Origin of the sequence: Fulvivirga imtechensis AK7, from assembly GCF_000331535.1 — a bacterium.
GTDB lineage: Bacteria > Bacteroidota > Bacteroidia > Cytophagales > Cyclobacteriaceae > Fulvivirga > Fulvivirga imtechensis.
The window spans coordinates 1-12,558 of the sequence record NZ_AMZN01000048.1 but is presented as its reverse complement, the minus strand read 5'-3'; the positions used below and the strand labels follow the sequence as shown (position 1 = coordinate 12,558).

Genomic DNA, 12,558 nt, shown 5'->3' with positions numbered 1-12,558 from the left:
TCCCTATATATTAATCTTTAAATTTAATTCAGTGTATTTATTAAATATGATGATGTAAACTTTCCTTCAACATAGGGTGATTTTTCGCAAATAACGGAGCCTTTGTCAAACTGCTCAGCGTTACGAACAAAAATGCCACACCAAAGATCATCAGCATACCAATTTCTATGAAGCCAAAGCCTCCGTCTTGCTTCATCACTCCGGGAGTGATCATCAGATAAAAGTCGAACCAGTGTCCTGCAATAACTATGGGACAAACCAGCTTAAGCAATGCCATATGTCTCTTCGCATCCCTGGTCATTAGCAGTAAGAATGGCAAGAAGAAGTTCAACAGCAGGTTTAAAAAGAACACCCACTTATACTGTTCTGCGTCAAGCCTTTCAATAAAATAAACGGTCTCTTCCGGGATATTGGCATAGTAGATCAACAAAAACTGGGAGAACCAGATGTAAGTCCAGAAAATACTGAAACCGAAAATAAACTTTCCAATATCGTGCAGGTGGTTAGCATTAACTATTTTCAGGTATCCGTTTTCCTTCAACACAACCACGATCAGGGTGATCACAGCCAGGCCAGTAACCCACCAACTTGCAAACACGTACCATCCAAACATGGTGCTGAACCAGTGAGGATCAACAGACATTACCCAATCCCAGGCCGATACGGAAGATGTTACTGCGAATACCACCAGGAAAATAGCAGAGTACTTTCTGGCTTGATACCAATGCTTTACATCTGCATCAATGTCTTCCGCAAGCATTTCCCTTTTGATCCAGATAAAGAACATATACCAAAGTACAAAGAAGATCACCATCCTCAGGAAATAGAACAGTGGGAAAGAACCGGCTTCAAGCGGCCAGTAGAAGAAAGGGCTCTTATGCTGAAGTATCTCGTCACCACCTTCGCCATATAGATTGCTGTGAGTCCAGTGAAACACATCAGCCTTCACTACAAACCATGATGCTATCATTAGCAATGCCGCTATTGGCAGCCAGTGTGCCATAGCCAGGGGTATTCTTTTCATACCGGCGGACCATCCTGCCTGTGCCGCGTACTGGATAGCAACAAAGAAGAGGCCTATGATTGCTAAACCAGTGAAGTAAACATTGTTCACCCATAGGTTGGCAAAAATTCTCTTTAGCCATATTGGAGATTCGTGATGGCCACCCTCCTCAGCGTGTTCATTCTGTGCTGCATGCTCTACGGCCGCTTCCTGTGGTGGTGTTGCGCTTGCCAGCAGGTTTTCAGTAGCTTCATTCAAAGCGTGGTGCTCCCCGCCATGTCCGTGATCAGAGCCGCTGGTTAAGATAACACCCAGGATCAATAGTACCACACCAATGATACCAGTGATAATTAAAGTCTTTTTAGCTCCGGAGGTAAACGAAAATCTTTCTTCAGTCATTTCAATTTATGTTTTATGCCTTAGGCATTTTATCTCATTTATCAGATCCTATCAGTATAGATCCTGTGAACTATTGATTTTGAAGTTTTTGTACGTATCTAACGATCTTCCACCTGTCTTCTACACCAATCTGAGAAGCATGGGCAGCCATTCTACCTTTTCCATGAGTAATCACGTGGAAAATATGTCCTTCAGTAGCATTTTTAACAGCAGCAGAAGAATAAGAAGGTACACCGGCAAACACTTCACCTACACTACCCTCATCAGGTCCCTGTCCGTTACCACCATGGCAGTGATCACAAAATCTTCCATACAATATCTGTCCCTCAGCCAGCACAGCATTAGTGTTAGGCAAAGGATTTTTCGCAGTGGCGGAAGCCACCTCAAGGCTATCCTTTGGTATTCTATAAGGCAGGTATCCACCTTTTGTGCGAGGCACAGTATTAGCGGGAGGCACTCTCATAGTCATGCCGTAAGGATTTAGCGGATTGGAGTTATAGTATTCTCCATGACCATCACTGTTAGCATCAAGCCACTCCGCAGCCGTTCCTGCCTCCGGATCAACAATCTGCTTCAAAGGCTCGTAAGGCACTGCATGGTACATATTAGGTGCATATTCATACCCCGGATTATCCCCTCCGGCACCACACGCACTAAGCGCCGCACCGACTGCCATTAAAGAAGCGAATTTTATATGTCTGTATATATTCATGCTCAGTTAAAATTCTTTATTCTTCAAAATTTTTATCATTCACTTCAGTAGCACCCGTACCACCTACTATCTCTCTGATCTTCTCTTTCGCCAAAGCATTTTTTGCAAGGTCTATCGCCATTACATGTTTATCATCGGTAATGCGTATGTCCATTAATCGTGGCTTCTTGTAGGGCTTCAGATCGCTGATTACCATGAATGTACCCACCATTCCAAGAGCCGAAAGTAATACTGTGAGCTCAAAAGTAACGGGGATAAAAGCTGGAAGAGCAACATAATCCTTACCACCGATGATCATAGGCCAGTCATAACCCAACATCCATATCTGCATTGTGAGCGCCAGAGTAGTACCCAACAGGCCAAATAAGAAGGCTGCTATAGGCAATCTTGTTCTTTTGTATCCCAATGCTTCATCCAGCCCGTGAACGGGAAAGGGTGAATATACTTCATGAATTTTGACTCCGCTCTCTCTCACCTTGGTAACGGCACTCAGGAGAACATCCTCATCATCATAAATACCTAATACAAAGTGCTTATTACTTTCCATGCTATTTATTGCTTTTTAAAGATGAAGACTTGATAATACTTTTAACCTCAGCCATGTTGATCACAGGAAAGAATTTTGCAAAAAGCAAGAATGCTGTAAAGAACAAACCGAAGGTGAATAAATATACCCCTACATCGTAGAATGTAGGATAGAACATTGCCCAGCTTGAAGGCAGGTAATCTCTGTGTAGTGACGTTACAATGATCACAAAGCGTTCAAACCACATACCGATGTTTACAATGATCGAAAGTATGAATGTGGCAGCGATGTTGGTCCTGATCTTTTTCACCCAGAAAAGCTGAGGCGAGATCACGTTACAGGTCATCATCGTCCAGTATGCCCACCAGTAGGGACCCGTAGCGCGGTTGTAGAAGGCATAGAATTCAGCCTCAACACCGGAATACCATGCGATGAAGAACTCGGTAATATACGCCACTCCTACGATAGATCCTGTAATGATGATCACTATGTTCATCAGCTCAATATGGTTGATGGTGATATAGTCTTCCAGTTTAAAGACCTTCCTGGTTACCAGCATAAGGGTAAGTACCATGGCAAACCCTGAAAAGATCGCCCCTGCAACGAAGTAAGGAGGGAAAATTGTGGTATGCCATCCGGGGATGACTGACGTAGCAAAGTCAAAAGATACGATGGTGTGAACCGAAAGTACCAGAGGGGTAGCCAAGCCGGCAAGTATCAACGCTACCGACTCGTAACGAGCCCATGTTTTAGCGGCTCCGTCCCATCCAAAGCTTAATGCCCCGTAAACTGCTTTAGATATTTTATTGGTGGCCCTGTCTCTGATAGAAGCAAAGTCAGGAATAAGACCTATGTACCAGAACACTAGTGATACTGTGAAATAAGTACTGATCGCGAACACGTCCCATAGTAGTGGAGAATTGAAGTTGACCCACAAAGACCCCCACGTGTTAGGTAGTGGCAACGCCCAGTAAAAGCCCAGCCACAAACGGCCCATGTGAAGACCCGGGAAACATGCAGCACATATAACAGCAAAAATGGTCATCGCCTCAGCCGCACGGTTGATAGACATTCTCCATTTTTGTCTGAAAAGTAAAAGAATAGCTGAAATAAGGGTACCTGCGTGACCAATACCAACCCACCATACGAAGTTGGTGATATCCCAGGCCCATCCCACTGTCTTGTTCAATCCCCAGACGCCAATACCATCCCAAAGCAACATGAATACCGCATAGGTACCAATACCCAGCGTAGCCAGAGAAATGGCCATGCCCAGCATCCATGATTTGGTAGGTCTTCCTTCTACTTGTCTGCAGATATCTTCCGTAACATCGTGAACGGTTTTTCCACCGGTTACTAATGGTTCGCGAACGGATGAAGTAACTTGCATATTATGTTCTTTAATTTAGTTCTTTAGTTATTAAGCTTTGGTTTCCTCTATGTCCTTGTTTCTGATCTTGGTCAGGTAAGTTACATTTGGCTTCGTTCCTATTTCACCAATTACATGGTATGCTCTCGGCTCAAGGATCTCTTTTTCCGTAATGTAATCAGGACCATCAGTATCATTGATATTAAGCATCTTGTAGATCCTGCTCTCCGTATCGTTCATATCACCGAACACAATGGCATCAGTAGGACAAGCGCTGGCACAAGCTGTTGTAATGTCGCCATCCTTAGGTCTTCTACCTTCTTTCTTGGCCTCCAGCTTACCGTATTGGATCCTCTGCACACAGAAAGAACACTTCTCCATCACCCCTCTTGACCTTACGGTAACATCAGGGTTAAGTACCATCTTACCCAGGTCATTGTTCATAGGAGTATTTATATCCTCAAAGTTTCCGTTGTCATGGTATTTGAACCAGTTGAAACGTCTCACTTTGTAAGGGCAGTTATTGGCACAGTATCTGGTTCCGATACATCTGTTATATGTCATCTGGTTAAGGCCTTCTGTGCTGTGCGTTGTAGCCGCCACAGGGCAAACTGTTTCACAAGGTGCATTATTACAATGCTGGCAAAGCATCGGCTGGAAAGTAACCTCAGGGTTAGCTGCTGCTATCTCCAGTCCTCTTTTATCTTCCGGGTCAGCATCGCTGCTGTAGTATCTGTCGATCCTCAGCCAATGCATATCTCTTCTGTTAATCACCTCATCCCTACCTACTACAGGCACGTTGTTTTCCGCCTGACAGGCAATAGTACACGCGCTACATCCTGTACAAGAGTTGAGGTCTATAGCCATGCCCCAGTGATGATTGTTGTATTTATGTCCCTTCCACAAAGACAAGGCTCCGGGATGCACGCTTCCCTCCTCAGACATCCACGTAGCGATCTTAGGATCATGTCTTCCCGCAAACGGATCGTCCTGATATTTAGAAAGAACAGACTCCTGAACCACTGTATCGCGACCCATATAGGTTTGATGTGTCTGTGTCTGAGCGATCTGATATACTTCAGAAAGCACCTCTACCTGTACACCGCTCAACACCTGATAAGCAACTACGCCATTTTGAACCTGCATAAAAGGATAAGCATCTACGCCTCTACCATTCGCTACCAGGCCTCCGTTCACACGGCCATAGCCCAATGCCAGACCAACAGTTCCTTCTGCTTGTCCGGGTTGAATAAGGACAGGCACATCTTTGCTCACTCCATTTACAGTGATACGGGCCATGTTGCACTTGCCTTCAAAGCTCTTTACATCATTTTCCGATGCCCACTTTGGAGAAACGCTCAGGTAGTTATCCCATGTCGCCTTAGTTACGGGATCCGGCATTTCCTGCAACCACGGGTTGTTGGCCTGAGAACCATCACCAATAGCTACTTTTTGATAGATCACCAGCTCCAGCCCGGAACCTTTGATATTGTTAATAGCTGCTGAGGCCTTGCTAACATCACCTGCAAAAGCTGCGGCACCAGCCGCTGCCGTTACTGTAGATGCCAATGATGTGGTATCTCCCTCAACACCTGCCGAAGCACTCCTTGCACCAAGGATACCATCATGTAAAGCTTTATCCCAGGCATTGCCGCTTACACCTCTGCGTGCCCAGGCATTTTTAAGGTAAGTATAGTAATCAGGAGTTTGAACACCTGCCCATGTGAGCAGACTCTCCTGTGCTTGTCTTGTATTAAATATAGGAGTTATGGCAGGCTGCACAAAAGTATAATAACCCTGTACCGGCTCAGCGTCTCCCCATGACTCCAGGAAGTGATGATCCGGAGCCACATAGTCTGATATAGCTGCAGTTTCATCGGGCCTGTCTGATGTGGAAACCTTAAGAGACACTTTCTTTAAAGCCTCTGCCAGTTCCGCTCCTCCTTTGTAGTTGTAAACCGGGTTGCAGTTGTAGAAAATCACTCCTGCTACTTTTCCACCTTTTACATCATTTACAAACCTATCCATCGCAGCATCATCGCCCTGCTTGTAGTATGCCGGTGATGACAAGTCTATGGTAGTGCCGTAGTTATTCAAAGCGCTGTTGATAGCATTAACCACCACCTGAACCCGAGGATCGTTGGACCCGGCTACAACAAGGGATTTGCCTTGTGCTTTTTTCAGATCAGCAGCCGCTTTGTTGATGTATTCTATATCTGATTTTTTATTTGCAGTGATGGCCTCATAAAGCGCTACTACCGCCTTTCCCTCTTCAGAGGGTTTGATCCTTGTTCTGTAGTCGGCATTACCACCGGTCATAGACAACAATGACTCGAACTGGTAGTGTCGAGACATCGTTTTTTTATTGGCGCCTATCTTTCTGGTTTTGCTATACTGCCTTGAATACTCAACCGGAGACAACCAGGTGCCCAGAAAATCAGCAGCAAAACTTACAATTACGTCTGCTCTACTGAAATCATAACGGGGAATAGCTCTCGTGCCAAAGGACTCCTCATTGGCAGCTAGTATACCATGGGCAGAAACAGCATCGTACACTACATGCTGTGCCGTTGGGTATTGTGCCTTAAAGTCTTCAATAACCTGCTTAGTAGTTGGGCTAAGCACTGTATTACTTACAATCCTGATCTGACCTCCCTGAGCAGCTATGCTACGCAGCTTCGCAATAACTTCTTTGTCCAGATCCTCCCAGGTACCGTCTTTTCCACCAATAACAGGTAATCCCAAACGCTCTCTGTCATATAATGTCAATACAGATGCCTGCACCTGGGCGCTGGTACCTCCTTCAGTTATTTTGCAAAGGCTGTTACCTTCTATTTTTATGGGTCTGCCTTCTCTTGTCTTCACTAATATGCTGCAGTAATCTCCACCATGAGTATAGGTAGAAGCATAGTAGTTAGGAATACCGGGGTCGACATCTACGGGTTTGTTAACATAAGGAATGGCCTTTCTCACCGGAGCCTCACAAGCTGCTAATGATACTGCAGCTATACCGAAACCCATCATTTTCAGAAAATCCCTTCTGCTGCTTCCTCCACCCTCGCTATTTCCATTGATAGGAAGAAATTCGGGAAATTCCCTGTCTGCATTTTTTACAAACTCAGGATCATTGGATAACTGCTCAATACCTTTCCAGTATGTCTTTTTATTATCGTTCATAATCTATCTATAGATGGAATCTTAACAAAATCTAAATTTAATTAATAGTGACACTTGGAACACTCCAGTCCTCCAATGTCTTCAACCTTAAGGGCACCCTTTCCTTCTGCATTATGCAACTCCACAAGGTTATCGTAGTACTCATTGCCCTTGGTGTTGACGTCAGTTTTTCTGTGGCAATCGATACACCATCCCATAGTCAGTAGAGAAGCCTGAGCAACTACTTCCATTTCCTGTACTTCTCCATGGCATGTCTGGCATTCAATACCACCCACTTCTACGTGCTGAGCGTGATTAAAATAGGCTAGATCAGGCAGGTTATGAATTCTTACCCATTCAATAGGTCTGTCATTTTCAATAGCAGCATATATTTTCTGGATCTCAGGAGACTCAGTTTTGATAGCGACATGACAGTTCATACAAATATTTGGTGACGGGATATTAGCGTTCTTACTCTTTCGCACCCCGGTGTGGCAGTAGTTACAGTCGATCTCGTATTGACCGGCATGCAACTTGTGCGAGAAAGCTATCGGCTGCTTGGGAGCGTACCCTTGCTGAATACCCACTGCATACAAGTTGTGGATCACTACTTTGAAAACGATTGCAGCAGATATAAAAGTAACAAGGAAGATAAATGGCTTACTCTTAACAACGGCATTGATGTTAAAAGAGGCGTCTACGATCTCTTTGTCTGCCTCCTCAAGTTCTCCCTTTTGATTGATGTATTTTTTCAGTACTGTAGTGATCAGGATCAACACTACAAGGATCAATAAAAGCACTACTACGAGTGCAATCATGATGATGTTCATGTATGAAGCAGGTATGCCGGTATCGGTGCCTTGCCCCTGGCCGGTAGCATCACCAGGTACTGCTGTAGTTGTTGGTGCAGCCGCCAGTGCGTCTGTCTCCTGCTTGATATATCCGAGTATGTTCAGTATTTGCTGTCTGCTTAGTGTAGGGAAAGCAGTCATCTGAGTTTTGTTATACTCTTCATAAATTTTGTTGGCATAGGCATCGCCACTGGCGATCACTTTTGATGAATTGTGTACGAAGTCAACAATCCAGTCGATAGATGGGGCTCTTTTATGTACGTCCTTGAGAGCCGGACCAACAAGTTTACCTTCAATTTTGTGGCAACTCTTACAATTGGAGTTGAATAGCGACATTCCTTCGCTTATGCTAGCATCGTCAGCAGGCAAACCACCATCAGTAGCTGGAGCGGCCTGTTCAGTTCCCTGCTGCGTACCCTCGGCTGCATTTTGCTGATCGGCTTCCTGAGCCCGTGAAATGTTAGTAAATAAAAGTGAACCTGCTAGTGTAAATGCTAAAAAAACGCGAGTCAATGGTCTGTTTTGCGTCATGTTAATGTAATTTATAACTCTTTAATGCAGCTCTTGCATGTCTTAACCCGGGCACAAATCTACTATCGGATAAGTTTATTTCAAACATATTTACCGCACCATTTGCCACCTTTGGCAACTTATTGAAGAGATTTTACGTAGGAGACATTGAAAATCTGCTTTTTTAAGCGGGATTTCAAGTTTAAACATTGTTATTTAGAATTTTTATAAATAATAAATGCGTTTTTCAACCGTTTTAGATCATTGGATTGACCGATATTGACATGCCACATCTACCTACCACTCAAAGGGAGAATTAACCGGTCAAAAATTTCACAAGAAGATAAGGTGGGAATATTTTGTTTAAGTGGGTTTTATTACGCTGAAGTTGATATTGCAAAGCCTTTGCTGGTATGCGTTTAGTTTTTGCTGGCGCATGTTTAGCGGTAGCGTAACGCATGTATTTACCTAAAAAATCCAGCCTGGAAAGCACCAGAGTCCTCATTGAGTGACTCCGATGGTGTGGAAGAGCAGCAAGGGCTGTCAAAACCTAAATGCCCAAAGAACGTAAAGCGCTCTGCTTTGGGAATTCAGTGAAACAAGTTTAGACATTCCATTACCCATTTCGTACCTTAACTCAAATAGGTGATTTCTATGTCTGAGGCCGGTGCCTATCAAGAACCCCTGTTCATGCTTTCTAACATCCTCTATTATTTTTCCTGAACGAGAGTTGTGTACAGTGTTAATTATCATCGTCCCTTTTTGAGAATTTGTTTCTTTTATTACTATGCCATTACTCATGCCTACATTGATATAGGCGTGAAGCCTGGCAAGTGGGTAGGCATAACGTACCATGTTATTCACCTTTAAATATGAGAAACCTAACTCCATTGATGTTGAGTAAGAATTGTCGGCATTTTGATATCGTTCATACTTTTCTGAAAATTTGTATGTAGTGAATAGCAATTCGTTGTTGATAGACCATTTTTCATTGTTTCTTTTAAGTCCAAAGTCGATAAAAACCCCCAGAGCAGGTCTCACGGAATTTTTAAAGTCTGTATTGGTCAAGGCCTCAAATTCTTCACTCTTAAAATTTATCGATGTAAGACTCAAACCCACCAGACTTCCGACACTCACTTTAGCCCTATCCTTCTTTTTTGCATATGATGGAAAGGATTGCACGCAAGAATAATAGTCTTTAAAAAGACTTACCAGACTACCTTGCGTGTAGCGAAGGTTGGAGAGTTGGCCATCTAAGCTGCTACAGTCATTCAAGTACAATTTTAATTGACCAATGAACTTTTTGTTCTCTGCCTTAACAGAAGAGTAACTTCCCTTTTTCAGGAATATCTTGTAGACTAGCAGTTCAAAATCTATCCCATTTTTAATATAAAAGTTTTCTACTCCGTTGTCACTGATATTTGAGTAGAGACTTTTACGTCCTTCAAAAATCGTAAGTAAAAACGTGGTGTCCACTTTAATGTTAAGTGCAGGGTCATCAGTCAATTCGTTCGCTCTAAAAGGGCTTATTTCCAAATCAACCACAGCGCTAATATACACTTCGTTATTCACCTCAAAGCCATGTATATCTAAAGGTGTATAGATGCCTACCTCGCCCGTTTCTCTTTGAAAGCTCACAACATCAGGATTCTTTTCCCAATTCCTATAGTCAATTAAGCCGCTTATGGTATCATTTTCATTTGTAAAGACCTTACCCGGCACATAGTTTTTCTGGGCAAATAAAACAGGGGTTGATATTATTAAATATAATACCAAAATATATAGCTTAATTTTCATAAAAATAGATATTAAACATGTTTAAATTTAATCACAAGCAAAATATACTATTTTTCAAATAATAAAAAAATCACCTCTTTAAGATGAAATCTAGAATGCAAAATAAGTGAGCGTACTTCCCAAGCCCGTGTCACAAGACCCCTCAATCCAGTCGCTCGGCTGTGAAGAGTGACCACTATTGCCACTTTACGATTCTAATCAACTTTTTATATTGCTCGGCTCAGCCGAGCTTAAAACAATGTCTTTCTTGACCTTATTCTTCAATATTTAATCACTCGGCACAGCCGAGCGACTGTTGAGAAACAGTTATTGACAGGGTACTGGAGATTCAGGGACTACCTGATGAAGATAAAGGACACATCCTTTACACGCTTGATAACCTGCTGCAGAACGTCCGAACTAAAAGAGCTTTTGCAACTAAGTAAATAAGCCAGCAATGCAAGGCTTTTTCCTTGAAGTAACGTTAAAATTATTACCCCTTTATTTGATCATGGGCTAGGCAACTTTCCTCGTACTCCCACTTTCCTTTATTTTCCCCTTCTTGTAGATAGGGTTGTACTAAATTAAAATAATCGATTTCCTTTGGAATATTAAATGCCACTAAATGAGGTATGTTACTAATTTCTGAATCACATCCCAGCAGCCTCATTTTATCAATAGTACCCCCTATTAAAGCTTTGTTCTTGAACAATACTCTAACGGTACTATTTCCCGATACTTCAAGGATTTGTGTAGCAAATAATTCTCCATTAACTTTTCTACCCTCGACTACATCTTTAAAAGCAACACTAGGAACATAAACAGGTATATTATCTACAATATAGTGGTTACCACTTTTGATACACCAAAGCATCTCGATTTCATGCGCATTGGTATCTTCATTAAAATACCTAAAACATAATTTTTGGTGATCTAATGATTTACTTCTCATTTCTTAATTTCTTGGTAATAATTGCTCCCTCAATGGTTTAACTACAGGCAAGTTGTCGCTTTTTTTCGCATTACATGGCATACACAACAATTGTCCATTACTAGCAGCCCCGTCTCCTCCTTTTGACATAGGATATATGTGGTCATACCTTCTCTCATTAGACACCGGGGAAACCCCCTTCTGAGACTGTGTTCCTGGAACCAACTCGACATTACAATTTTCACATTTCTCAACGCCATATTTTGATACGTTTTCTTTTGAAATCTCGGTTCGTCCAGAAGATGTAAATTTTTTACCCGCTCTTTCTCCTCCGAAAGTCCCTTGTGATTTACTGTAAACTTTACCTGCATCATCAACCTTATCATCAACAGTATTTACAACTTTAGCAACTGTTTTCGTATTCTTGGAGGACTTAGAGCTAAGGCTGGCATTCGTCATTTCACGAGCACCTTGCACTTCCAAGGTTGTCTCTGTGATGAACTCTGAGCTTCTTTGAAGGTTTTCTCCGAAAGATGAACCTTCATTTCCTTCTGATTCATTCAACGCAGCCCCTAGTTTGTCCATGAGAATAAAATAAACCAGTGCTACCTTTTCAGCTACATTTAAATCTTCAACTTTTTTAGGTTTAGGGTCAGTTACATTGTCATTTGGCACCATCCCGTCTGGATCGATGAATCTAATCGGGTTGTCAAAAGCGTAATTGTACGGGCTATGCCTTCTCATCAGGTCAGCTGCAGGATCAACATTTAAGAACCTTCCTATTTCGGGATTGTAATATCTTGCCTGATAATCGTATACCCCCCAGTCAAGGGATTTCTGCAATTCAAAGCCGTTATAAAGGAATCTATTCTCCTTTGCAGTGACTCTCTGATAAGAGTTAAAGGTCAGACCAAAAGGATAATAATCATCCTCCTGCACCACAGGACTCTCATTCAGGGTCACCTTCATGTCATCAAAATATACCCAGTAGGTGGCAGCACTTTCGCTGCTGATATAAACATACACAAATCCTGCCTTTTCTGCTACTATGTCCTGTAGCATCAGCTTTTCATGGGCGCCATTGGCCGCTGTTCCTATCTGAACGTGGCCATGCTGGTAGAATTGCATATGCTCATCGAACAGGATGTAGTTCAGGTAGGCTGCAGGACGATTGTCGTTGGAGGTGCCGAGCAGGCCGATATCGTTCAGGGCATTGTCGAAGGAGTTGTAGGTGGCTTGTTGTTCTACCGTACCGCCATTCACTCCGCCAAAGCCTCCGGCTATCGCTGCTATGAAGGAGGTTAGCCCTACCTGGGTGGAGTAGC

The 12,558-nt window shown here is 42.9% G+C and carries 9 protein-coding genes; all 9 read right to left on the bottom strand.

From position 1 onward, the window contains the following. Positions 1 to 40 precede the first annotated feature (40 nt). Positions 41 to 1,402: a hypothetical protein gene (locus tag C900_RS14005; protein ID WP_009580632.1), complete on the bottom strand. Its 1,362-nt coding sequence runs from the start codon at positions 1,400 to 1,402 to the stop codon at positions 41 to 43. A 70-nt stretch (positions 1,403 to 1,472) separates the two neighbouring features. Beyond that, positions 1,473 to 2,078 carry a c-type cytochrome gene (locus C900_RS14000; RefSeq protein ID WP_009580631.1) on the bottom strand — a complete coding sequence of 202 codons (606 nt, stop codon included), beginning with the start codon at positions 2,076 to 2,078 and terminating at the stop codon, positions 1,473 to 1,475. 52 nt (positions 2,079 to 2,130) lie between these two features. Beyond that, positions 2,131 to 2,661 (bottom strand): DUF3341 domain-containing protein, encoded by a 531-nt coding sequence (locus C900_RS13995; protein ID WP_009580630.1) that lies wholly within the window; start codon positions 2,659 to 2,661, stop codon positions 2,131 to 2,133. A gap of 1 nt (position 2,662) precedes the next feature. Beyond that, positions 2,663 to 4,030, bottom strand: a complete 1,368-nt coding sequence (gene nrfD / locus C900_RS13990; RefSeq protein ID WP_009580629.1) for an NrfD/PsrC family molybdoenzyme membrane anchor subunit — start codon at positions 4,028 to 4,030, stop codon at positions 2,663 to 2,665. Positions 4,031 to 4,060: 30 nt separating this feature from the next. Next, positions 4,061 to 7,186 carry a TAT-variant-translocated molybdopterin oxidoreductase gene (locus C900_RS13985; protein WP_009580628.1) on the bottom strand — a complete coding sequence of 1,042 codons (3,126 nt, stop codon included), beginning with the start codon at positions 7,184 to 7,186 and terminating at the stop codon, positions 4,061 to 4,063. 41 nt (positions 7,187 to 7,227) lie between these two features. Further along, complete coding sequence (locus tag C900_RS13980; RefSeq protein WP_009580627.1) at positions 7,228 to 8,547, bottom strand: c-type cytochrome; 1,320 nt, start codon at positions 8,545 to 8,547, stop codon at positions 7,228 to 7,230. A 522-nt stretch (positions 8,548 to 9,069) separates the two neighbouring features. Next, complete coding sequence (locus C900_RS13975; RefSeq protein WP_009580626.1) at positions 9,070 to 10,323, bottom strand: porin family protein; 1,254 nt, start codon at positions 10,321 to 10,323, stop codon at positions 9,070 to 9,072. Between the two features lie 472 nt (positions 10,324 to 10,795). Next, a complete protein-coding gene (locus C900_RS13970; protein ID WP_009580625.1) occupies positions 10,796 to 11,254 on the bottom strand; it encodes a DUF4265 domain-containing protein in 459 nt (152 codons plus the stop codon). Positions 11,255 to 11,257: 3 nt separating this feature from the next. Then, on the bottom strand, positions 11,258 to 12,558 hold a 1,301-nt coding region (locus C900_RS28485; RefSeq protein WP_157494031.1), incomplete at its 5' end, for an RHS repeat-associated core domain-containing protein.

Coding starts and splice junctions, on each gene's coding strand:
- C900_RS13985 (WP_009580628.1), bottom strand. CDS start 7,186: ATGAACGATAATAAAAAGACATACTGGAAAGGTATTGAGCAGTTATCC.
- C900_RS14000 (WP_009580631.1), bottom strand. CDS start 2,078: ATGGCAGTCGGTGCGGCGCTTAGTGCGTGTGGTGCCGGAGGGGATAAT.
- nrfD (WP_009580629.1), bottom strand. CDS start 4,030: ATGCAAGTTACTTCATCCGTTCGCGAACCATTAGTAACCGGTGGAAAA.
- C900_RS13980 (WP_009580627.1), bottom strand. CDS start 8,547: ATGACGCAAAACAGACCATTGACTCGCGTTTTTTTAGCATTTACACTA.
- C900_RS13995 (WP_009580630.1), bottom strand. CDS start 2,661: ATGGAAAGTAATAAGCACTTTGTATTAGGTATTTATGATGATGAGGAT.
- C900_RS13970 (WP_009580625.1), bottom strand. CDS start 11,254: ATGAGAAGTAAATCATTAGATCACCAAAAATTATGTTTTAGGTATTTT.
- C900_RS14005 (WP_009580632.1), bottom strand. CDS start 1,402: ATGACTGAAGAAAGATTTTCGTTTACCTCCGGAGCTAAAAAGACTTTA.
- C900_RS13975 (WP_009580626.1), bottom strand. CDS start 10,323: ATGAAAATTAAGCTATATATTTTGGTATTATATTTAATAATATCAACC.